The 23,413-nt window shown below is 36.5% G+C and carries 26 protein-coding genes and 1 pseudogene; 7 read left to right on the top strand and 20 right to left on the bottom strand.

Features of this window, described 5'->3' with window-relative positions:
* Positions 1-23: 23 nt before the first annotated feature.
* The 3 genes from JFU54_RS08515 to JFU54_RS08505 form a co-directional block, all read right to left on the bottom strand.
* On the bottom strand, positions 24-293 hold the full coding sequence (locus JFU54_RS08515; protein ID WP_002129432.1) for a hypothetical protein: 270 nt from the start codon (positions 291-293) through the stop codon (positions 24-26).
* Positions 294-416: 123 nt separating this feature from the next.
* Entirely contained in the window at positions 417-1,106 is a 690-nt protein-coding gene (locus tag JFU54_RS08510) for a response regulator transcription factor (RefSeq protein ID WP_002034338.1), read from the bottom strand.
* Between the two features lies 1 nt (position 1,107).
* Positions 1,108-2,562 (bottom strand): sensor histidine kinase, encoded by a 1,455-nt coding sequence (locus JFU54_RS08505; RefSeq protein WP_201064231.1) that lies wholly within the window; start codon positions 2,560-2,562, stop codon positions 1,108-1,110.
* Positions 2,563-2,857: 295 nt separating this feature from the next.
* Between JFU54_RS08505 and JFU54_RS08500 the strand changes: the two genes are divergently transcribed.
* From JFU54_RS08500 to mscL, 3 genes are all read left to right on the top strand, one after another.
* Positions 2,858-3,538, top strand: a complete 681-nt coding sequence (locus JFU54_RS08500) for an ankyrin repeat domain-containing protein (protein WP_201064229.1) — start codon at positions 2,858-2,860, stop codon at positions 3,536-3,538.
* Between the two features lie 79 nt (positions 3,539-3,617).
* Positions 3,618-4,544: a Gfo/Idh/MocA family protein gene (locus tag JFU54_RS08495; RefSeq protein WP_201064227.1), complete on the top strand. Its 927-nt coding sequence runs from the start codon at positions 3,618-3,620 to the stop codon at positions 4,542-4,544.
* Positions 4,545-4,672: 128 nt separating this feature from the next.
* Entirely contained in the window at positions 4,673-5,074 is a 402-nt protein-coding gene (gene mscL / locus JFU54_RS08490) for a large-conductance mechanosensitive channel protein MscL (RefSeq protein ID WP_061689096.1), read from the top strand.
* A 49-nt stretch (positions 5,075-5,123) separates the two neighbouring features.
* Here mscL and JFU54_RS08485 read toward each other — a convergent pair whose 3' ends face one another.
* Positions 5,124-5,396: a DUF3917 domain-containing protein gene (locus JFU54_RS08485; RefSeq protein ID WP_000636592.1), complete on the bottom strand. Its 273-nt coding sequence runs from the start codon at positions 5,394-5,396 to the stop codon at positions 5,124-5,126.
* Positions 5,397-5,548: 152 nt separating this feature from the next.
* Here JFU54_RS08485 and dhp61 point away from each other — a divergent pair, with 152 nt between their 5' ends.
* The 3 genes from dhp61 (at position 5,549) to JFU54_RS08470 (ending at position 6,540) form a co-directional block, all read left to right on the top strand.
* Entirely contained in the window at positions 5,549-5,845 is a 297-nt protein-coding gene (gene dhp61 / locus JFU54_RS08480; protein ID WP_002143417.1) for a protein Dhp61, read from the top strand.
* Between the two features lie 80 nt (positions 5,846-5,925).
* A complete protein-coding gene (locus JFU54_RS08475; RefSeq protein ID WP_088040255.1) occupies positions 5,926-6,162 on the top strand; it encodes a DUF3949 domain-containing protein in 237 nt (78 codons plus the stop codon).
* 15 nt (positions 6,163-6,177) lie between these two features.
* Entirely contained in the window at positions 6,178-6,540 is a 363-nt protein-coding gene (locus JFU54_RS08470) for a DUF4288 domain-containing protein (RefSeq protein WP_002184820.1), read from the top strand.
* 34 nt (positions 6,541-6,574) lie between these two features.
* On the opposite strand, the gene ccpA is transcribed toward JFU54_RS08470, so the two are convergent.
* The 5 genes and pseudogenes from ccpA to JFU54_RS08440 form a co-directional block, all read right to left on the bottom strand.
* Positions 6,575-7,573: a catabolite control protein A gene (gene ccpA, locus JFU54_RS08465; RefSeq protein WP_002034370.1), complete on the bottom strand. Its 999-nt coding sequence runs from the start codon at positions 7,571-7,573 to the stop codon at positions 6,575-6,577.
* Between the two features lie 276 nt (positions 7,574-7,849).
* Positions 7,850-8,329, bottom strand: a pseudogene (locus JFU54_RS29710) (bifunctional 3-deoxy-7-phosphoheptulonate synthase/chorismate mutase); the annotation flags it as partial.
* A gap of 172 nt (positions 8,330-8,501) precedes the next feature.
* Positions 8,502-9,518 carry a CamS family sex pheromone protein gene (locus JFU54_RS08450; RefSeq protein WP_061674727.1) on the bottom strand — a complete coding sequence of 339 codons (1,017 nt, stop codon included), beginning with the start codon at positions 9,516-9,518 and terminating at the stop codon, positions 8,502-8,504.
* Positions 9,519-9,631: 113 nt separating this feature from the next.
* Positions 9,632-9,958 carry a bacillithiol system redox-active protein YtxJ gene (gene ytxJ, locus JFU54_RS08445; RefSeq protein WP_002067603.1) on the bottom strand — a complete coding sequence of 109 codons (327 nt, stop codon included), beginning with the start codon at positions 9,956-9,958 and terminating at the stop codon, positions 9,632-9,634.
* A 2-nt stretch (positions 9,959-9,960) separates the two neighbouring features.
* Positions 9,961-10,470, bottom strand: coding sequence for a DUF948 domain-containing protein (locus JFU54_RS08440; RefSeq protein ID WP_012261840.1), 510 nt, complete (start codon positions 10,468-10,470; stop codon positions 9,961-9,963).
* Positions 10,471-10,657: 187 nt separating this feature from the next.
* Here JFU54_RS08440 and JFU54_RS08435 point away from each other — a divergent pair, with 187 nt between their 5' ends.
* Positions 10,658-11,773, top strand: a complete 1,116-nt coding sequence (locus JFU54_RS08435) for an aminopeptidase (RefSeq protein ID WP_002034367.1) — start codon at positions 10,658-10,660, stop codon at positions 11,771-11,773.
* A 37-nt stretch (positions 11,774-11,810) separates the two neighbouring features.
* Here the strand turns inward: JFU54_RS08435 and JFU54_RS08430 are convergent, their stop codons facing one another.
* The 11 genes from JFU54_RS08430 to JFU54_RS08380 all read right to left on the bottom strand — a co-directional run bounded on the left by JFU54_RS08430 (position 11,811) and on the right by JFU54_RS08380 (position 23,388).
* Positions 11,811-12,245: a hypothetical protein gene (locus JFU54_RS08430; protein ID WP_002129451.1), complete on the bottom strand. Its 435-nt coding sequence runs from the start codon at positions 12,243-12,245 to the stop codon at positions 11,811-11,813.
* A 16-nt stretch (positions 12,246-12,261) separates the two neighbouring features.
* Complete coding sequence (locus tag JFU54_RS08425; RefSeq protein WP_201064225.1) at positions 12,262-12,444, bottom strand: hypothetical protein; 183 nt, start codon at positions 12,442-12,444, stop codon at positions 12,262-12,264.
* Complete coding sequence (locus tag JFU54_RS08420; protein WP_201064222.1) at positions 12,441-12,845, bottom strand: PH domain-containing protein; 405 nt, start codon at positions 12,843-12,845, stop codon at positions 12,441-12,443. Before JFU54_RS08420 ends, JFU54_RS08425 begins: the two co-directional genes overlap by 4 nt.
* A 77-nt stretch (positions 12,846-12,922) precedes the next feature.
* Entirely contained in the window at positions 12,923-13,414 is a 492-nt protein-coding gene (locus tag JFU54_RS08415) for a GNAT family N-acetyltransferase (RefSeq protein ID WP_002167558.1), read from the bottom strand.
* A complete protein-coding gene (locus tag JFU54_RS08410; RefSeq protein WP_002015602.1) occupies positions 13,411-13,959 on the bottom strand; it encodes a GNAT family N-acetyltransferase in 549 nt (182 codons plus the stop codon). The genes JFU54_RS08415 and JFU54_RS08410 overlap by 4 nt, the downstream gene beginning before the upstream one ends.
* A gap of 64 nt (positions 13,960-14,023) precedes the next feature.
* Entirely contained in the window at positions 14,024-14,920 is an 897-nt protein-coding gene (locus tag JFU54_RS08405) for a DMT family transporter (protein ID WP_002164956.1), read from the bottom strand.
* Entirely contained in the window at positions 14,910-15,323 is a 414-nt protein-coding gene (locus JFU54_RS08400) for a MerR family transcriptional regulator (RefSeq protein WP_201064221.1), read from the bottom strand. Before JFU54_RS08400 ends, JFU54_RS08405 begins: the two co-directional genes overlap by 11 nt.
* 121 nt (positions 15,324-15,444) lie before the next feature.
* A complete protein-coding gene (gene murC, locus JFU54_RS08395) occupies positions 15,445-16,755 on the bottom strand; it encodes a UDP-N-acetylmuramate--L-alanine ligase (protein WP_002015598.1) in 1,311 nt (436 codons plus the stop codon).
* 251 nt (positions 16,756-17,006) lie between these two features.
* Positions 17,007-18,125 carry a nicotinate phosphoribosyltransferase gene (locus tag JFU54_RS08390; RefSeq protein WP_002015597.1) on the bottom strand — a complete coding sequence of 373 codons (1,119 nt, stop codon included), beginning with the start codon at positions 18,123-18,125 and terminating at the stop codon, positions 17,007-17,009.
* Positions 18,126-18,186: 61 nt separating this feature from the next.
* Positions 18,187-22,275, bottom strand: a complete 4,089-nt coding sequence (locus tag JFU54_RS08385; RefSeq protein ID WP_201064220.1) for a DNA translocase FtsK — start codon at positions 22,273-22,275, stop codon at positions 18,187-18,189.
* 156 nt (positions 22,276-22,431) lie between these two features.
* A complete protein-coding gene (locus JFU54_RS08380) occupies positions 22,432-23,388 on the bottom strand; it encodes an N-acetylmuramoyl-L-alanine amidase (RefSeq protein WP_201064219.1) in 957 nt (318 codons plus the stop codon).
* Positions 23,389-23,413: the final 25 nt, after the last annotated feature.

Raw genomic sequence — 23,413 nt, 5'->3', positions numbered from 1 at the left:
GAACTTTTTTCAAAAGAAATATTTCACACTAGAAACAACAAGAAGAACAAAAAAATCATTAAGCCTACATCAATGAATATCGACTTTTTATCTCCTGCTTTTATACTCATCATAAAATTAGAAATTATTTTAATTCCAAAAAAGACCATCATAAATAACCCACCGAAATGATCATTCGTAGAATCTTCATCATAAAACATTTGTATTGCACCGATAATTAATAAGATAAGTATGATATTGGTCCCAATCTTTAAAGCCTTGTTTGATTTATTATCTTTTAATGTATCTCCCAAAATGTATCACGCCCTCTCATGCTCTCCTATGTTTTATCTCTCTTTATATTTTAACATAAATTACCTATTATTCCCTTTTTGTTCGAATAACATAAAAAACCTACCAATTACTTGGCAGGTACATTACACGTTAAAGCGATAACCAGCTCCCCACACTGTTTCAATATATTGCGGGTGAGCAGGATCTCTTTCAATTTTTTCACGTAGCTTTCTAATGTGAACAACGACAGTGGCTAAATCGCCAGCTGATTCTAGTCCCCAAATACGTTCAAATAACTGTTCTTTATTTAATACTTGGTTTGGATGCGTTACAAAGAATGTTAATAAATCAAATTCTTTCGTTGTAAACGCAATTTCTTCATTGTTTATAAAAACTTTTCTCGCTCGCTGGTCAATAGAAATTCCATGAATGTATAACGTATCGCGTTGCTTACTCACATTTCCTGATAATCTTTCATAACGAGAAATATGCGCCTTTACTCTTGCTACTAATTCACTCGGGCTAAACGGTTTCGTTATATAATCATCCGCCCCTAAACCGAGTCCGCGAATTTTATCTATATCCTCCTTCTTTGCTGAAACAAGTAAAATCGGAATGTCTTTTATAGCACGTATTTGTTTACAAATTTCAAAACCATTCATTTTCGGAAGCATAATATCTAAAATAATTAAGTCATAGTCTTCCTGAAGAGCCATTTGTAGACCTATTTCACCTGAATGCTCTACATCGACTTGAAAATCACTAATTTCTAAATAATCTCGCTGTAATTCTGCAATACTTATTTCATCTTCTACTAGTAAAATTCTCTTCATTCTACTCACCACATTCCTGTACTTTTTTCAATGAGAAGAAAATACTTGTACCTTCCCCAAGCTTACTTTCCGCCCAAATTTCCCCGCCATGTTCTTCAACAATTTGCTTCGCTATCGCTAAGCCAAGTCCACTTCCACCTGTGCTAGAATTTCGCGATTGCTCTGCACGATAAAACCGCTCAAATATATACGGCAGCGTATCAGCTTCTATACCTGATCCATTGTCCATCACTTTTACAATAACTTTATTGTTATCACTTAATACTGTTACAGTAATTTTCTTCGCTTCTTTATCCATGTATTTCACACTATTATGAATTAAATTTGATATCACTCTATTTATCTTTTCACAATCGGCCGTTACATATAGTGGTGATGAATGTAATTGTAAATAAACTTCTATACCTCCCTCACTTAAATCCATCTGCATCTCTTCTAATAATTCTTGCATAAACACGTTTAACTCTATCGTTTCAAACTGAAAAGGAACTCGGTTCAAATCAAGCTTCGAAAACAAAAAGAGCTCATCAATGAGTGTATCCATATGCTTTGCCTTCGTATGAATGGTCGTTAAATACTTATCCATTTTTTCTGGCGTATTTGCGACTCCATCTTTTATGCCTTCTACATATCCAATAATAGATGTAATCGGTGTTTTTAAATCATGAGAGATGTTTGAAATGAGCTCTTTTCGATTTTCTTCATATTGTGTTTGCATCTCAATCGACCCTTTTAACTTCTTCCTCATTTCCTCAAATCCATGATTTAATTGCCCAATCTCATCATGGGATGTAACTGGAATTTGAAAATCTAAATCCCCTTCTTTAATTCTCCCAGTCGCATCTTTCAATACAAAAATTGGTTTTATCACACTTCTTGAGACGAAATAACTTAATAACCCTATGAGTAAAATGGCTAACAGTAAAAGCCCTCCGAACAAAATTGGAAATAATTTTTGTGTGAGATCGACAAATGAACTTTGCCTTTTTAGTACAAATATACTCCCTTCTTCATCTCCGGGAAAATAAAAATCAAATTTTACATATCGATAAAATGTATCACCTAGTTCCGTTGTACCACGACTATTAATATTTGCTGATTCAAATTTCGGAATGACTTCTTTTAAAGATACACCTTCAAATATTTTTGTAGCATAAGAAATCGTTTCTCCCTTTCTTACAACTATTTTCACACCTTCTTTTTCAAGTGATGAAACGAACGATTCATCTAATAGTTGTGATTGATTTTTCTTTGCCGCTAATTTCAATTCAATATACGTATTCTCTTCTTCTGGCGTAAGCGGCTTTTGAATATAGGAACTTTTATAGAAATTTTTCACCGATTCCAAGTCTCCTGTTATGGAAAAAACAATTAAAAATCCCGCGACTAATATGAGCGTAATGGAAACGAGAATAACAGCAATATAAGAGAATAAAAATCTTGTTTTAATAGACATATGTTACATCCTCACTTTATCCCGCATTAACGGGCAGTAAGACCCCCCACCTCAAAATTCAGAGAAAGCAACGAAGTTAGGTAGGGATCAACTGCCCATAAAAGCCCGATTGGTTCAACTAATAATCAGTGGGGGTACCCCCCCACTGATTAAAGTTTCACTTTATCAAACCTTATTACTCATAAGCATAAAAATATATGTTCAAATACTCAAGCGATTTTATAGTAATTTTAGCGTCAGTTTATAAAAATTTAATGTTCTTATTTTACAGTTGAAATGAGGAGGTTGGAATTCCATGTTCAAAAAAACATTAAGCATGATCTGTTGCGTAATTTTTTTGCAAGGATGCTCGCAAGAACAAGAAGTAAAAAAGGAGATGACAAACATGGAGACAGCGCTACTAGCAGCTACTGAGAAACAAGAAACGAATACTGTTATATCGTTACTCAAAAAAGGGGCTGACATAAATATAACGGACAGTAAAGGACGTACCCCTCTTATGATTTCTACATACAAAAATGATGTAAAAACCGCCAAAGCTCTTATCGACGCTGGTGCTGACGTAAATATCCAAGACGATATGAAAAACAATCCCTTTCTATACGCCGGTGCAGAAGGTTACTTTGATATTTTAAAACTAACAATTGATGCCGGTGCAGATCCATCGCTTACGAATCGTTACGGCGGAACAGCTCTTATCCCCGCCTCAGAACATGGCTATATTGATGTTATTAAAGAACTCCTTACGCGAACAACTATTGATGTTAACCATGTAAATAATCTCGGGTGGACCGCTTTAATGGAAGCCATCGTACTAAGTAATGGAAACGAAACACAGCAACAAGTCATTCAGCTTCTTATTGAGCACGGTGCAGATGTAAATATTCCAGACAACGATGGTGTTACCCCGTTAGAGCATGCTCGCGCTCATAACTTTGAAGAGATAGAGAAGATTTTGTTAGAAGGGCGTAAGTAAAAAGCTAATTTTTGCCTTCCTCCCCCACCCTATGCTACATTTAACCCGTTACATTAATATTAATAGGGTGGGAATAAACATGAACAAACCTAAAATTGGGATGATTGGACTTGGAAGTATTGCGCAAAAGGCCTATCTTCCAACACTTACAAAAGAAACAGATTGGAATTTTGTAGGGGCGTTTACACCTAACGCAGAGAAAAGGAAACAAGTTTGCCAACAATACCGCATTCAAGACTTCCATTCTATTGAAACGTTAGCTTCGGAATGTGATGCAATCTTCGTTCACAGTTCAACTGCTACACATTATGAAATCGTTTCTGAACTTCTGAAAAAAGGAATCGACGTTTATGTTGATAAGCCGCTAGCAGCTACAGTGGAACAAGCTGAGCAACTAGTCGAGTTGAGCGAAAAGCATAACCGAAAGTTAATGGTCGGATTTAATCGCCGATTCGTTCCTATGTATGTTGCTGCAAAAGAGCAAGCTCATGATATTTCATGGGTTCGAATTGAAAAACACCGCACAAATAAAGTCGGGCCATATACGTACGACTTTACTATGTTAGATGATTACTTACATATTGTAGATACTGCTCGCTGGTTAGCTAATGATGATCTTAACGTCGTTCATAATATGATGCAAATTAATGAAAAGAATGAACTTCTTTACGGACATCATACATATACAACTGCAAATGGACTGTTACTTTCTACAGCGATGCATCGCCATGCCGGTACAAACTTAGAACAAATTGAACTTGTAACAACAGGGAAAATCATTCGCGTAAAAAATATGAACACATTTGAAATTGAACAAGAAAACTCCGTTTCGCAAAGCGGTTCACCATCATGGGATACGACGTTAAAACAGCGCGGTTTTGAAGATGCTGTTCATCATTTTATCGAATGTGTTCACGGAGATACAAAACCTGTTGTAGATGGATTAGAAGGATTAAAAACGCAGCAACTGTTGCAATCTCTACTGGAGAATGCAAACAAAAATTAAAACGGATACATTTTTCAGAATTTACTTTCATTCCCATTTTCCCTTTATTTCTGTCGCAAATTTCTATAGAATATGTTGATAGGAATTATAAATTTCATATTGAATCGTGGAAAGGATGGGATTAACACATGTGGAACGAGTTTAAAAAATTCGCATTCAAAGGGAATGTAATCGATTTAGCTGTCGGGGTTGTAATCGGTGCTGCATTCGGTAAAATCGTTAGTTCTTTAGTAAAAGATATCATCACACCATTACTTGGTATGGTACTGGGCGGCGTTAACTTTACAGATTTAAAACTTACATTCGGTAAATCATCTATTATGTATGGTAACTTCATCCAAACTATTTTTGATTTCTTAATTATTGCAGCTGCTATCTTTATGTTTGTTAAAGTTTTCAACAAACTAACATCTAAAAGAGAAGAAGAAGAAAAGAAAGAAAAACTTCCAGAACCAACAAAAGAAGAAGAAATTCTTGGCGAAATTCGCGACTTACTAAAACAACAAAACTCTTCTAAAGATAGAGCATAATTGAACGGATAAAAAGGCATGCCCCCTTGGGACATGCCTTTTCTATATGCTATAAAGTTTCCGAATTCATATGAATAAATAAAATAATACCAGCAACCATAAGTACCATAATACTACCTGCAAATAGTGTAATACCCATAAACATTAAACTTGTGCTCATGTCCACTGATACACTTTCAATAAAAATAGAAATTACATACGTGATAAGGGCGATTCCTGCAAGAATACTTCCTGGAACAAATCGCTTTAAGCCATTTTGTTTTAACGTCATATATGCAAAAATAGCGGTCATGCAAAGCGTAATTATCCAAAGAACGATCATCTCTTCTCCCCCCTCACAAGCCTTTTCTTTCTATTATACATGACATTGCCCTATAATAGTTAAATTTGCACTTGTGTGACATATAACAAGGAATCCCCCCTACTGTAGCGAAAGCATTACAACATACACTTACACAATAAGGAGGCTTTCATTTGGAATACACTACCACATGCAATTTGGAGCTATCCGAAAGATTCGATTATGTTACGATTGACTTAGAAAAACAGTTTTTTTGCATCGACGTTGTAAATTTGCAAAGCAATACAGCTGTACTAAAAATATCAATTAACTTGGAAAAAGATGAAACAATGGTAGAGGGAAATATAATTCAGTACGATACTTTGTACATAGACACATTATTACAAGGATTAAAATGTATTGCTCAAACATGTATTGATCGCAATTTAAGAAACCAAGAGGAACTGTTCGCATTTTTAGAAGAAAATTAGTCCTAATAATAAATGGTTATTTTTTCTTTTTATTGATATAATTGTTATATAGAAATATTCTTTGTAAGGGAGTGTTCATAATGATTTGGATTTCACTAATCGTATTAGCCTATTTCATCATTCTCGTCCCAATACAGTACAACTATATTAAGATGCTCAAGGAAAAACAGAAAAAAATGAACGTGTCTCAAAATGAACTTTACGACAAAATGTCTTATGAAGAATCCCAAGTACATTATCATTATCAAAGTAACGTATTTACAATACCGGCTTCACTTATCGCGAGTATTGTTTATAAAATAAAACATTCAGCATAAGGAGACTGATCTCATGTGTATGCTGTAAAATTATTATTTGAATCTGTCCATTCAGGTAAACCTAATCCTAGTAAAATTGATGAACATTATGAAGAGAATCACGATACACTTTTTGAAGAAAGTATCATTCTCGTTAAGGCGAACAGTTTAGAGGAAGCTCATGAGCTAGGTGAAAAGATAGCTCTACAGTCTGAAGATACGTACGATAATATGTACGGTGAGCAAGTAACATGGACGTTTAGAAAAGTGTTGCATGTTTTCGAATTAGATGACACACCATTTGAGACAGGAAAAGAATTATATGCACGCTTTTTACATGTTAAGAAAACTGAAAGTGTAGATACAGTAGTTAAACACCATTATCCTGAATATGAATAAAAGCTCACAGCTATCGCTGTGAGCTCTCTTATTCTTACTTCGTTGAATCTCTAAATTGGATACGGTGAGGTAAGATAACTGAGTGATCTTCTACTTTTTCTTTGTTCATATATTTCGTTAGTAGACGCATTGCTACTGCACCGATATCATACATTGGTTGTACAACTGTCGAAAGTTGCGGGCGAACCATTAATGCAAGACGTGTGTTGTCAAAACCAAGCACTTCGATATCCGTTGGTACGTTTAATCCCGCGTCTTGTGCTGCGTGGATTACACCTAGTGCCATTTCATCAGAAGATACGAAGATTGCTGTTGGTTTTTCATCCATGCCCCAAAGTCTTTCAAACGCTTCTATACCTGAATCATATGTGTAATCTCCATCAATTATAAGATTTTCATCATATGAAATACCTGCTTCTTCTAAAGCTTTTTTATAACCTTGTAACTTCTTCGCGCTTCCTGCTTTATTAATGAAAGGACCAGAGACGAAACCGATACGTTTATGTCCTTGCTCAATAAAATGCTTCATTGCATCGTAAGCTGCTTGTGTATAATCAATATTTACTGATGACGTTTCATTTTGTTCATCAAATGACGCTGCTAATACAATTGGTACTGGAGATTTTTTGAACTCTTCAACGTGAATATCTGTAATATCTTCACCCATGAAAACAATCCCGTCCACTTGTTTCCCAAGCATCGTATTTAATAAGTGGAACTCTTTCTCTTTGTTCTGGTCAGAGTTACTTAAAATGATGTTATATTTGTACATTGTTGCGATATCTTCAATTCCACGAGCAAGTTCTGCATAAAACGTATTTGAGATATCAGGAATAATAACACCCACTGTAGTTGTCTTCTTACTTGCTAGTCCACGTGCTACCGCATTCGGGCGGTATCCTAAACGATCAATTGCTTCTAATACTTTCTTTCTTGTTGTAGGCTTTACATTTGGGTTACCATTCACAACGCGTGATACGGTAGCCATTGAAACATTTGCTTCACGCGCTACATCATAGATTGTTACGTTCATCTCTTCGCACACTCCTTCTATTTATGTTATCTATTTTTATGTATCGGTTCACTTGAATGAAAAAAAGACATCAACTCTATTTGCAGATGCCAACAATCGTCCCGAGTTCTTCCTTTTACTAATGATACGCTAAAAACACAGGGTCATACAATATTTTCCCGCAAAAGTTTCGAAAAAATTCGCTTCTTTTCTCGTATTTTCGTATTTTTCATGCAAAAAAGGTCAATTTTTGTAAAAAAGCTATGTAACAAGGGCTACATAGACTAAGAAATCTTTTTATAAATTACTTCCGAATGCTTTTAATTCTTTCATAAACTCATTGAATTCTGGAATACCCATTTGCTGCGCTTCATCTGATAATGCAACTGCTGGGTCTGGATGTACTTCAGCCATAATAGCAAAAGCCCCAATTGCCATAGCCGCTTTTGCAAACGGTAATAGAAGGCCACATCGCCCTGTAGAATGCGTTACATCGACAACAACAGGTAAATGTGTTTCTTTCTTTTAAATTGGCACAGCGGAAATATCAAGCGTATTACGCGTTGCTGTTTCATATGTGCGAATACCACGCTCACATAAAATGATAGTACCATTCCCCTCTGCCATACTATATTCTGCTGCATTAATAAATTCTTCAATTGTTGCTGATAAACCACGCTTTAATAATATTGGTTTATTTACAGCACCAGCTGCCTTTAACAGTTCAAAGTTTTGCATATTGCGAGCGCCAATTTGAATAACATCAACATAATCTGACACTTTAAAGAAGGCACTGAAAGAGTCTATTTCATAAGAAAAAAGAGGTCATTCCCTATTATGTACAGGTAATGATCTCCTTTCTTCTTTCAACATCTTTAGGAAATTCGAAATGTTTTTCTCGAAGTATTCACTTTTTCAGTAGCCTCAGCTTAAAAACTGTCTTTTTTTATTATAGGAAAGAAACAAACGGTTTATCGCTGTTCTTCTCTTTTATAATAACAGCCTCGATTTTATTCTCGGACTTTATTTGTAATTGAACTTTAGCATCTTTAGGAAATTGTTCTATCATACTTTGAGCAGCCGTTTGAGAGAGTGCCATTAATTCTGACTTACCGTTATATTTAACGACAATATCCATCTTTAATTTATCCATCTTATTTTGCTTATAAGAAATCTTAGCATTAACAGGGATATAATCTCCTGGAGAAAATGCCTTCATTGCTTTAGAAAAATTCTTTAGCTTATCATTATCTTCTCCATGTGCCCCCTCAAATTCTTGAGAAGGATACGAATACGACTTTTCATCAATAGTATCCCAATTTCCAAGATTAGTCTCGTTCTTTTGAACAGTAGCGCTTGAAATATAAGTACCATTCTTTAAAGAACTTGTACTTTCTTGCTTAAATATAGCAAACGTAATTGGAGATTTGTTATATTTATCATTTTTATTAATAGCTTCTATAAGCCCCTTAGCGACTTCAGTACCTTTAGAAATAGCTTCCTCATTAGATACACTTGAAGACATAGATAAACCAATAACAACACCAGATAAGCTTAGTTCATTTGAATTTTGTTTGCCGAAGTAGTCCTGTTCTATAATATTAGTCAAAACTGGTACTTCTTGTTTCGTAACTAATTCATCAATTGTTTTCTCTGGAATATATTGATTTAATTGTAATACGTAATTTTCTGTATCGAATTGTTTTGAAGCAATATCCATTAAACCATTTTCATATTCTGCTAAATCTAGTTTAGAATTAGTTTTAACATTAACTGTATTAATTACCTTTTGTTCTTTTAAAGGAATAACAGTTCTATAGTAATCCTTAGAAACAGCAGTTCTTGGAATCATACTTTTTTCTTTCGTATCTTTCTGTACAACTTCATCCTTCTTCTCAATAGTATTATTGCTGCAAGCCCCCAGTAATAAACTTAAGCTTGCGATGCATAATGCCATTTTCTTCATTGCTTAAAACCCACTTTCAAAAGTCAATTTACTTAGTTTTAAAGTATCTCTAGTGTACCATTAAATATATTGCAACAAAATAAAAAAGAAGCAAGCCCTTCGCTTGCCTCTCCCTATTTTACATTCTCTTCTAAAGCTTCTTTTTTAATATTCCAGTGCGATGTATGCCATACTACCATTCCATCTTTTATGTATAACACTTGCGGAGATTCATGCTTAATGCTGTACTGCTCTGCAACATGGTTCGAAACATCTCTCGCCTCTTGTACGTATAAGTAATATGCTGGCACTTCTCTTTCTTCACCGCAATACGCTTGAAACTCAGTATATGCACCGTGACTAATTGGACATGTCGTACTATGTTTAAAAAGAACGTAAGGCTCGTTCTTTTCTACTAACGCTTCAAGTTCTTCAATCGTTTCAATCTTCATCATACTCATCATTACTCACCTCTCATGCGAAGTCTAGAGCGCTTCTCTCTCTTTTCAGCCTTCTGCTCAGCTTTCTCAAGTTTACGCTCTTCTTTTTCAATCTTTTTCTCTTGTCTCGTAGTACGGTAATGATTATATACTTCAATTGCTGCGCTGCTCCACTGTACAACTTGTGCTACTTTATCTGCATTATTTTCAATTTCGTCCGTAACAGACTCTGATACATTGCGAAGCTTCGTATTTAAAGAGTGGATCGTCGTTCCGATTCCATCCACACCTTCTACTACTTTATTTAGCGACTGTGACTTCTGTTGAATATCATCAGCTAACGCATTTGTCTTATGTAATAATTGCTCCGTCTCTACGCTTATTCCTTGCATTTGCTTTTCTAAACCTTCTAACGTGCTCGCAACGTTTTCTAACGTCTTCTGAACCGATAACAACGTTCTGCATACATACACTACTAATACTGCGAAAGCAACCGCGATAATAGCCGCACTTACATATAGAAGAACTTGCATTTCATCACTTCCTTTATCTTTTTCATACTTTCTCCCATTATACAATCATTTTCCGTTTCATTCTAATCCCTATCTTTCCATTAGAATTTTCATACTTATTCGTTAACTTTAACATAAATGATTCAACAAATTCCACTAAGTAGGTTACAATAGGAGAGGATACATAATTAGTAGGGAGGCTTTACATATGAAAGATCCACGCATTGAAAAGTTAGCATACAATTTAATTAACTACTCTATTCGTTTACAAAAAGGCGAAAAAGTATTAATTGAAAACTTTGGCTTACAAAAAGAACTTGTAACTGCACTTGTAAAAGAAGCATATGCAGCTGGTGGTTTCCCATTCGTTTCTTTAAAAGATCATCAAGTAGATCGCTCTTTATTAATGGGTGCTACTGAAGAACATTTCGAACAAATCGCTGCATATGAAGCTAGTGTAATGAAAGATATGGATGCTTACATTGGCCTTCGCTCTGGTGATAACATTAACGAACAAGCTGACGTTCCAAGTGAACGTATGAAAGTTCACGGCCAAACAGTTGGCAAAAAAGTTCATAGAGACATCCGTGTTCCGAAAACACGCTGGGTTGTTCTTCGCTACCCAAATGCTTCTATGGCGCAGCTTGCTAAAATGAGCACAGAAGCTTTCGAAGACTTCTACTTCGAAGTTTGTAACTTAGACTACGGTAAAATGGATAAGGCGATGGATAGCCTTGTTACATTAATGAATAAAACAGATAAGGTTCGCTTAACTGGCCCTGGAACTGACTTAACATTCTCTATTAAAGACATTCCAGCTATTAAATGCTCGGGTCATTTAAACATTCCAGATGGTGAAGTATACTCTGCACCAGTTCGCGATTCTGTTAACGGTACAGTTTCTTACAACACACCATCTCCTTACAACGGTTATACATTTGAAAATGTACAACTTAAATTTGAGAATGGCCAAATCGTTGACGCAACTGCAAACGATTCAGAGCGCATTAACAAAATCTTCGATACGGACGAAGGCGCACGCTACGTTGGTGAGTTTGCAATCGGCGTAAACCCATACATCTTACATCCAATGGGTGACATTCTATTCGATGAAAAAATCGATGGCAGCTTCCACTTCACACCTGGACAAGCTTATGATGATGCATGGAACGGCAACAACTCTAACATTCACTGGGATTTAGTATGCATTCAGCGCCCTGAATACGGCGGCGGTGAAATTTACTTCGACGACGTATTAATCCGTAAAGACGGACGCTTCGTTGTAACTGAACTAGAAGCTTTAAACCCAGAGAACTTAAAATAATGAAAAACGCTCGGAATTTTCTCCGAGCGTCTTTTTATTAATATTGTAATAAATCTTTCGCCACATCTTCTGGCACTTTAAAACTCATTTTCTTATTTTTCATTTCAACTTCGACATAAGGGACATCTTTATATACTGTCATAGTACCAATTTCATGTAACTCTTTTTTATCTTTACCCGAATCCAATAATTTCGGTGTATCCTCTTGATACATTTTAAACGTTTTCCCTTGCGGAGTATCTAAAGGAGCCGATTCCATTTCCCACTCATCCATTTTGATTGATTCAAACAACTTTGTGATTTCTTTCTTATCGGTAATTGTTTTTTTATCACTCGAATCAATAAGCGATTCAATTTCAATTTTTTGTGCCTTTTCTAAACTAACATCAGACTTCTCTTTCTTCGCACTACATCCTATTAAAAGAATGGATGCAGTTAGCAGAAACAAAAACAACATATAGATCTTTTTCATTTCTAATCCCCCTACTTTATATGGAGCTATTTTTCTCGCTTTTTGTTTGCTGAAAATGAAAATAAAATAAAAGCGTCACTACGATAGTACCTATTAATATTGGGACATATAAGGGCAGATCCCATTTCATATATACTCTAGTGCAACCAACAAGCACAAACAAAATTTCCAAACAAAACAAAAGTTTTACATATTTCATTTCTTACCTACCATTTCTATTTTCACATATGGATTTTCTTTCGCGATAAGCGCCAAAAATTCATCCGGATCTTGCGGCATCGCAATCATATGTACTTTATATGCATTCGTTATAATCTCAAATGATTTTCCAACTTGACGAATAACTCTTATATCTTTTAATACAACGTCGTCATTTAAAATTCCGTATTTTAAAATACCATTTTCTACTTTATGTTTTTTAATGAACATTTCCCAAACGAGAGGGACATTTACAATAAAACATAATCCCATCCCAATTAGAGCTGAAGCCCAATCCCCTTTTCTTGTAAAGAACATAACTATTGGATATATCACCATAAAAGCTAACGTTATACTAACGAAAATCATTCCTAACTTACTTCTCTGAATTGGAAAGTTCATACCCACACCCCCTAATCCAAATTATACCATTATCTCCATTTTAGTTCATAAAAAAAGATCATTTATGAATGACCTTTTTAAACAGTATACCTATAAAATTTCTTATCTACCTCTAGCACTGGAAAACTTTTTGGCAACTCTTCTATACTCACGCTTTGAAAACCATTCTTTTCGTAGAAACGGTGTGCTGCTAGAAATTTAACTGTTGTTCCTAAATAAATGTCTTCCAAGTTCTTTTCTTTCGCCCAAGAAATTGCCGTTTGAAGTAGCGTATGTGATGCGCCCCATTCTTTTCCGCGGAACTCTTTCTTCACGAACATTTTTCTTAGCGCTACTTGATGCTTTCCAATATCTAATAAAGCTACCGTTCCAACTACTTTCCCATCATAAGTTGCTACCCAAAAATTTCCGTTGTCCCTTTGATAGAACGTTTCTATTTCTAGTAAGTCCGGCTGCTCTTCTTTCGTAATAGGGACCTTGTACTCTTTTCGCTGAATATGAACGATAAGATCTACTACTTCCTCTTGAAACATACTTTCATACGGAATAATACAAATCTTCTCGTTCATCGAATTTTTTTCCATTCTGAAGCTAGTAAACTGTACACAGCGATATCCTGAAAATGATCGTATAACCATTCGTCATCTCTTAAAATACCATCTAATTTAAAACCTAAACGTTCTGGAATCGCACGGCTTTTCGCATTTTCAACACCGCAACGAATTTCAATTTTATTCAGCTTTAAATTATCAAATGCATAATGAAGCACAGCCTTCACACTTCGCGTCATAATACCTTTCGCGCCAGCATCTTCTGCAAGATAATATCCAAGACTCGTAGCTTTCTTACCCCAGCTCACCGGATGAATACCTACCATCCCAACGAGCTTTCCTTTATAGCGTATACCAGCCTCAAACCCATCTCCCTCTGCAAATTTCTTTAACCACATCGGAAAAATCTCATTATACGCATCAGCTGATTTCGTTCCATCTACCCAAGGGAGCCATCTTCTTAAATGGTTACGGTTTTGATCTAATAATTGATATAATTCCTCTTTATGATGTTTTTCTAATAGTTGTAGTTCGATTTCGTCATCTACTCGGAGTGTGAACATGTTTTTTAGCCCCTTTTTATTTTTCTTATTATTCTAACACTTACAGATACAAAATGTTAAATATTCACACTTTTTTCGGTTTTATTTGTATAAAACCAGAAGAATATAATACTCCCGTAACAACTAATATCATTCCTACAGATTGTGCGGGCGTTATATTTACTCCTTCAATAAAAGAAATAATCATTGTAACAACAGGCACTAAATTAAAAAATAAAGATGTCCTTGCTGCCCCAATTTGAGCAATTCCATTATTCCACCATAAGTAACCGAGCACACTCATTCCAATTGCCATAAAGAGAATCGCTCCCCAAGCTAACAAAGGAACTTCCAAAACTGGTACTATACTTTTTTGAGTGACAGATATCACAATAAAGGCAAGAGCACCAATCGTCATCGTATATGTCGTAGTTTGTATTGGGCTACCAGTTTTAATAAACCTTCTGCCTAGTACACCGTATAACGCCCAGCAAATATTCCCTAATAAAATATAAAAATCCCCTTTTGAAAATGATAAGCTTTGTAGTATTGTAGATGAACCTTGTGTAAGTACAAAAACAACACCAAGTAATGCAAGTAACATTCCAATACCTTGGCGCTTTATAATTTTTTCTCGTAAAATAACACTTGCTAATAGCATCGTAACGAGCGGATTCGTCGCCATAATAAGTGCACCATTAATAGCTTCTGTATGTTTCATACCTAAAAAGAAAAAGAAGTTAAAACCAAATACACCAACAATACCTAGCAAAAGGTAATAAGCCCTATTCTGCCTCCATACCTCCACCTCAAAATCTTTTCGTATTTTTAACAGACATAACATCACAAATGCAGCAATCCCAAAACGCCATGCCGCTATATGAATCGCTTCGAAATATTGCACCGCATATTTCGAAGCATTAAATGTTCCACCAGTGAAAATCGCAAACCCTAGTAACTGAGCGTATACTTTATTCTTCATTGTTGGCCTCCGAGTTTTTCTCTTCTAGAAAACCATAATAAATTTCTAACTTCTCCTCTGTTAACAAAATTACTTTTTGCAATTGCTCCTGCTGTTCCCTTAATCGATCTAAGTGTGTTGTTAAAATTGAAATCCTCTTTTTTATTTTCGCAGGTACTTCCTCTTCCCGCTGTTTAATCTCCTCTATAATACATCCGTCACTTGCAAACTCAGCCATCTCTTCTAAAGACATTCCTGTTTGCTTTAATGAATATAAAAATTTTAATAGGCGCACATCACCTTCTGTATACTGACGAATGCCACTATTCCGCGTTGGTGGTGGCAATAAACCTAGTTTCTCATAATAGCGCAAAGTATGAATACCCATCCCTGTTAATTCTGCGACTTCACCGATTTTATACATGTTTTCTCCCCCTTGTTTTTACATATTCATCTTACAACCTAGAGCTAACTCTAGGTCAATACATAAATAAAAATCGGACACAACAAAAAAAGACGCACAGCCAAGCTATGCGTCTTTTCTATTACTTCTCTGCAACTTGAACTTCTTTTACGTAAGCTGCTTCGAATTTTTGGATGTCACCTGCGCCCATGAAAATAAGAACGCCGTTTTTATGTTTCTTTAACACATCCGTTGTTGTATCTGTAATTAGTTCTGCGCCATCGATACGTTTTTGCAGATCTTCAATTGTTAATTCACCTTTGTTTTCACGTGCTGATCCGAAAATATCACATAAGTATACTTGGTCAGCTTTACTTAAGCTTTCCGCGAACTCATCTAAAAATTTCTCTGTACGTGAGAATGTATGTGGTTGGAATACAGCGACAACTTCACGCTCTGGATGTTTTTGACGAGCTGCTTCAATCGTTGCATTAATTTCTGTCGGATGGTGTGCATAGTCATCAATGATAACTTGTTCTCCCATTGGTTTTTCATTAAAGCGACGTTTTACGCCTTCAAAAGTTGTTAGCTGATGCTTAACTGCTTCTACATCAACGTTTTCATAATGGCAAAGCGCGATTACTGCTAATGCATTTAATACGCTGTGATCGCCGTATCCTGTAATTTTGAACGTGTCATAATACGTATTACGAACGAATACATCGAATATAGTACCATCAGTTCTCTTTTGAATGTTACGTGCTTGGAAATCATTATCTTCTCCAAATCCATAGAAAATAACAGGTACTTTCGCTTGAACTTTTTGAAGTTCTTCATCATCACCACATGCAATAATACCTTTTTTCACTTGCAATGCCATCTCTTGGAATGCATTAAATACATCATTGATGTCTGCAAAGTAATCTGGGTGATCGAAATCGATATTTGTCATGATTGCATAGTCTGGATAGTAAGACAAGAAATGACGACGATACTCACAAGCTTCAAATACAAAATACTTACTATTTTCTACCCCATGCCCCGTTCCATCTCCAATAAGGTATGATGTTGGGTGTGCACCTTGCATTACATGGGCTAACAAACCAGTTGTTGATGTTTTTCCATGTGCACCAGTTACAGCAACACTTGTGTACTGATTCATAAGATCACCTAAGAAGTGATGGTAACGATGTACTGGGATATTTAATTCTTTTGCTGCTACGATTTCTTCATGCGTATCAGGAAATGCATTTCCTGCGATAATCACTTGTCCTTCTTTAATATTATTCTTATCAAAAGGAAGGATGGAAATACCACGCTTTTCCAATGCTGTTTGTGTAAAGAAACGCTTTTCATAATCAGACCCTTGAACAGTATGCTTCATGTCATGAAGAATTTGTGCTAATGAACTCATTCCTGTTCCTTTAATTCCTACAAAATGGTAAACTGTCATCTTAAAGAACCTCCAACATTTCGAACTAATACAACGGCCTATCTATAAGACAGTATATGAATCTTTTCTTATTTTGGTAATCATCATACATTTCTGATGCAGTGAATTTCTTTTTATATTCACTTATCAGTGATAAACTCGTACGTACTTCTTTTATGTCCATAACACATTTATTATAGCAAAAAACAAGCCGCTATACTATGATAACAGAAAAACTGATAGGGTCAATCACCTATCAGTTTTTCTCGCTTTTACATATCTTCTTTTGTTTCTAATTGAACACGCTCTAGACGTGAATTTGGACGGTATTTACGACCAGCTTTTGCTTCTGGTTTTCCATTTAATTCTACGTTATCACCAGTAAAACCAATATTCATTTTTAATAAGCTACTTCCTACTCCGTATATATCGACAGGAACATTTTGAGCTTCAAATTCACGAATACGCTTCTCATCAAACCCACCAGTTACAACGATATCTACATGTTGGAACCCTTCCTCATCAAGAGCCTTACGAAGTGCAAATACAAGTGATGGATTTACACCACGTGGATCGAATGTTCCAAGTACTTCTGGGTGACGAATGAAGTATTGATCAATCATTGTGCGAGACGTATCGACACGTACACCTTTTAATGTTGATCCAAATTCACGCGCTACGCGAAGTGCATCTGTGATGACATCATTGTTATAATCAATTAGTACGACTAATTCATCTTCTGGGAATTTTTTATGATATGCCTTTGCAGCTTCAACAACATCACCATTAAACATTTGAATTAAAGCGTGAGGCATCGTCCCCATACCACTTCTGCCCCACCATTCATTCATTGCATGCGTCGCTTGCGCGCTCATACCTCCGATGTATGCCGCATAGCCGTCACCAGCTTGTTGCGTATAATGATCGTCACGATCTCCCATGAAAATAACCGGTTTTTCTTTATCTACACTACGTGCAGCTTGGACAACGTTATATACGTTTGTCGCAACTGATGTACGACGAGCTAAAATCCCATCAATTACACCTTCTAAAAAGCCGAAGTATTCATAAGGACCATGAATTGTTAAAACTGTTTCAAACGGACTAATATTATCGCCATCCTTTAAAGAATGAATTTCTAATTCCTCAGGATTTTTGGCAAATGTTTGTAGCAATGCGATTACCTCATCTGCTCCGCAAAGAACTGCATGTTCTTTTTGAAAAAACTGCATTGTTACAACGCTTTTCGGGCGAAATTCTTCAATGATTTCTCTAGTTTTTAAAAAGTAAACGGCAGAGAACCAGCCTTCTCCAACACGTTCATCAAATTTAAATGTTTTATTTGTTAGTCGATTTATTTCACCTTTTAATTTTAATTCAATTTCTTTCATGTCGCTTTACTCCCTACTTTACTATCCAACATTTTCTATTAGTATACAGCAAAACCGTTTCCTATACATTTGTTTCCTGCATAGCAGCGAATTCATCCTCAGAAATAAGGACATCTCTCGGTTTCGTTCCTCTTCCTTCAGAAATAATCCCTTGCGACTCCATCTCTTCAATTAGACGTGCCGCGCGATTATAACCTATGCGGAATTTTCTCTGTACAGAAGATGTGGACGCTCCCCCTTGCTCTACAACAAATTGACATGCATCAAAAAATAGTTCATCTTCAGACTCACTCTGCTCTGATTTTGCTAATAAATCCTCTTGCTTAAATAAGTAGTTTGGCTTCATTTGCTTTTTCACATGATCAACTGTTCTTTCAATCTCATCATCTGATACGTATACACCTTGTACACGAACTGGTTTAGATGTGCCGTTTCCTAAAAATAGCATATCACCACGACCAAGTAACTTCTCCGCGCCCCCAATATCGATAATCGTACGCGAATCAACTTGAGATGATACTGTAAACGCAATACGCGTTGGAATGTTTGATTTAATTAAACCTGTAATAACGTCTACAGATGGACGCTGCGTCGCAACTAATAAGTGAATACCACAAGCACGCGCTTTTTGTGCAATACGACAAATCGCTTCCTCAACATCACCAGGAGCAACCATCATTAAGTCCGCTAACTCGTCAATGACAATTACAATATAAGGTAATGTCTCACCTGGGATTTCTCTACCACTTACAATCGTATTGTAACGAGTTAAATCACGAGCACCAGCATGAGCAAACAATTCATAACGACGTTCCATCTCTTCAACCGCCCACTTTAACGCAGCTGTAGCTGCTTTTACGTCAGTAATAACAGGTGCTACAAGATGTGGAACAGAATTGTATGGTGCAAGCTCAACCATCTTCGGATCAATTAGTATCAACTTCACTTCATGCGGCTTCGCTTTATATAAAATACTCGTTAAAATCGCGTTAATGCACACACTTTTCCCTGAACCAGTTGCACCCGCAATAAGTCCATGTGGCATTTTTCGAATATCCGTTACAATTGGATCACCTGAAATATCAAGCCCCAGCGCAACTGTAAGCGGTGATTCACTCTTTGTAAATACAGGACTTCTTAAAATTTCACGCAGGAATACTGGCTTACTTTCCTTGTTTGGAACTTCAATTCCAATTGCACTCTTCCCCGGAATTGGCGCCTCAATTCGAATATCTTTCGCAGCTAAACTTAACTTAATATCATCACTTAAATTTGTAATTTTATTTACTTTCACACCTGGGTCTGGTTGTACTTCAAAACGAGTTACCGCCGGCCCTTGTGACACATTAATAACATGTGCTCCAACATGGAAATTATTAAATGTCGTATTTAATAATTCTTCCTGTTCTTCTAGCCACTCCGTATTATCTAATGCTGCCTGCTGTGGAATTGACAACAACGTTAATGGCGGAAGTTCATACTTCGGTGGCGCTTGTAGTACGTTGCGCATATCGTTCTCTTTTTGATTTACAACATATGCTTTCTCTTGTACTTCCGTACTTGAAATTGGCTCTTGTACTTGTCCAGCCACCACTACTTGTTGCATCGGTTTTTCTTCCACTTGCGGTTCCACTACCACTTGCGGCATCGGTTTTTCTTCCACTTGGGCTTCTACTACCACTTGCTGCACTGGACTTTCTTCCACTTGCGGGTCTACTACCACTTGCTGCACTGGTTTTTCTTCCACTTGCGGGTCTACTACCATTTGCTGCATTGGCTTTTCTTCTGCTTGTGGTTCTACTACCACTTGCTGCATTGGCTTTTCTTCTGCTTGTGGTTCTACTACCACTTGCTGCATTGGCTTTTCTTCCACTCGTTCACTGACAGTTGATTGCATTACGTTCGTTCTTGCCGCATGTCTTTCCATTAATTTCTTTCTATCCTGCTTTAACATGACAACATTAAATGGGACATGACGTTTTTTCTCACGTTTCGGTTCTTCTATTTGTAAAGCAGGCTGTTCTTCAGCAACTTGCTTCTTTTCTTCCGCTTCTTCAACTAAAACGTTCGCAAAGTTTTGAACATCTTTCTTTGTTTGCTCATCCGTTTCTGAAACTGGTACGAATACTTCACTTTCTTCCTTGAACGTAATTGTTTCTTGTTGAGAAATCACTGGTTGCTCTGCAACTGGTGTATTTTCCACTAAATCTGTATTCATCGTTTCTTCAATTACTGTTTCTTGAGAAGTTGGTTCTTCTTCCTTAGTACCCTCTAACTCCGCAACTTCTTCTGTCGCTCCCTCAGCTTCCTCTAATTCCACAACTTCTTCTGTCGCTTCCTCAGCTTCCTCTAATTCCACAACTTCTTCTGTCGCTTCCTCAGATTTCTCTAATTCTACAACTTCTTCTGCTGCTTCCTTAGTTTCTTCTAATTCCACAACTTCTTCTGCTGCTTCCTCAGCTTCCTCTAATTCTGCAACTTCTTCTATTGCTTCCTCAGTTTCTTCTAATTCCACAACTTCTTCTGTCGCTTCCTTAGTTTCTTCTAATTCCACAACTTCTTCTGTCACTTCCTTAGTTTCTTCTAATTCCACAACTTCTTCTGTCGCTTCCTCAGCTTCCTCTAATTCTACAACTTCTTCTGCTGCTTCCTCAGCTTCCTCTAATTCTGCAACTTCTTCTGTCGCTTCCTTAGTTTCTTCTAATTCCACAACTTCTTCTGTCACTTCCTTAGTTTCTTCTAATTCCACAACTTCTTCTGTCGCTTCCTCAGCTTCCTCTAATTCTACAACTTCTTCTGCTGCTTCCTCAGCTTCCTCTAATTCTGCAACTTCTTCTATTGCTTCCTCAGTTTCTTCTAATTCCACAACTTCTTCTGCTTCCTTAGTTTCTTCTAATTCCACAACTTCTTCTGTCACTTCCTCAGATTTCTCTAATTCCACAACTTCTTCTGCTGCTTCCTTAGTTTCTTCTAATTCCACAACTTCTTCTGTCGCTTCCTCAGATTTCTCTAATTCCACAACTTCTTCTATCGCTTCCTCAGTTGCTTCTAATTCCACAACTTCTTCTGCTTCCTTAGCGTCTTCAAAAGCATCTGGTATTTCTATAGTAATTGTTTCTTCAAGCTTTTCATCTGCTTTTACAATCACTACATCTTCTAATGTTTCTTCTTCGACTTGATTTGCTGCAACTTCAGCAACAGTTTCTTCTATTTCTGTATTACATTCATTTTCTTCTGTTAATATCGAATACACATGCTCTACTTTAGAATCTATTGACTCTTCTTGTAAAGTTTCTTCGTTATCTTCTGTAGATGATAACGCCACTACATCTTGCTCCTGCTTCAAGGCTTGTACAATTGTAGCCTCTTCTTCCACATGCTGTCCTACTGTTTTATGAAGCAAATCATCACTTAGGCTTTCTTCTAATGAAGGGGCTTGACGTTCAACTTCGTAACCGTTTTTCTCTAACCATGTATCCACAACCGATTTTTCTTCTACTTTATTACTTCGTTCGTTCACTCCGTTCTTAACAGATGAACTTCCTTGTAGAACTCCCGAAAAGTCAGATAATGTATATCCCTTTTTCTCTAACCATGCGTCAACAACAGCTTTTCCTTCAACAGATATTTCAAGATCTTCTCTTACCTTTTCTTCCTCCTGCACAACCTTCGTTTCTACTGAAGGACGGTTATATCCATAAATCGGAGAAATCATTTCTGTTGGACGAAATGGTCTACGGTTACTTTCTTGCGACGGTACGAATGCTTTTTTTACGACAGGCTCTGGTTCCGGTTCATATTGCAATTCCGGTTCCTCATATGTAGGTGCTTCTGTTTCCACATACGGTCGTCTGCTTCTTTCCACTTTTATTCCTCTTTGAGTAGGCTGTTCTTCATATGCTCCTCTTTGAATAGGTTGTTCTTCAAAGTTAGGCAGTTCTCTTACATCCTCCTCATCGAAGCCATTATCTGGTATTAATGGAAAACGACATTTCCCTGCATTCCGACTTGCCATTTGTGCTTCTCTTGCTTCAGTGTAGTGGTTTACACGAGGAATTTTCGGCTGACTTTCAATTTGTGCCGGTACTTCTTTATTCATCACTGTTTTTTCTTCCTCTTTGTTAAACAGCTTTTTCATCCAATCTAACATGTTTACCACTCTTTCTACTAAATAGTAACATCCTTTATTGTATCAGCATTCGGCAAAAAGTGCAGGTAAAATTAAGCATATTAGTTTTATCCATAATATTCTAATTCACGATTGTTTTTCATATAGAAAAACGAGGTCTTACATGTAAGACCTCGTTTAATCTTTACCCTTCCGATATTCATCCACACTATCCGTTACACTTTGCAATAAAGAATTTACATACTGTGGGTCAGATAATTTTTTGTCTTCTTCAGGGTTTGACATAAATCCAAGTTCTAATAGTACTCCTGGAACTTTTGACCAATTAAATCCAGAAAGGTCATCCCGAAATTTAATTCCATTTACTTTCACTTGATGATTCTCTCTCATTTTATTTACTATCGTTTGAGAGACTTGAAGACTTTCAGCATAAATCTCTTTCGTATACGGACTTCCTTCTGCCGGTGTCAATACAGCAAATCCACTTTGATTTGGATTTTCAGAACCATCTGCGTGAAGGCGCAAAAATAAATTCGCTTTATGATCATTCGCGAATGTTGCTCGTTCCTTATTACTTATATCAACCTCATGTGACGTTCTCGTCATCAATACTTGTATACCTTTTGCTTCCAGTTTTTCTTTCAATATAAAAGCCATCTCTAATACAAGAACTGATTCCCTCTTTTTCGTTACAACTCCCGCTGTTCCGTCTGTTACTTTATATTTTTGCGTAGTTGCTCCTGGACCAATTGCCTCTAAATTTAAATTCGCTTTTTGTTGATGCCCTGGATCAATAACGACGAGAAACTTTTCTTGTTTTTCATTACTCTCTACTTTTTGTTCATTATTTTGCAGCGGTTGCTCAGTTGGCTGCAGCGGTGTAGTTTCCTCTTTCTTTTCCTCGGCCGGCACTTCCTCCTGCTTATGTTCCACTTGCTCATTCGTTTGAATTGCTTGCGGCTGTTCTTTCTTTTCTTGTTCTTCTTGCTGCTTTTCTACCGGTGCGTCTTCCTTATTATCTTTGTTTTTTTCTTGTATAGAAGATGTTGTTTCTTTTTTCGGCTCTTCTTGCGAACAACCTCCCATATATATTCCAATGACTGCAATAGCGCTCATTATTTTTATATACTTCATTTTTCTCTCCTATCACTTTGCACCG

Origin of the sequence: Bacillus sp. TH19 (genome assembly GCF_016651075.1) — a bacterium.
Lineage (GTDB): Bacteria > Bacillota > Bacilli > Bacillales > Bacillaceae_G > Bacillus_A > Bacillus_A mycoides.
The sequence above is the reverse complement of the archived record's forward strand: the minus strand, read 5'-3'. Positions and strand labels throughout refer to the sequence as shown.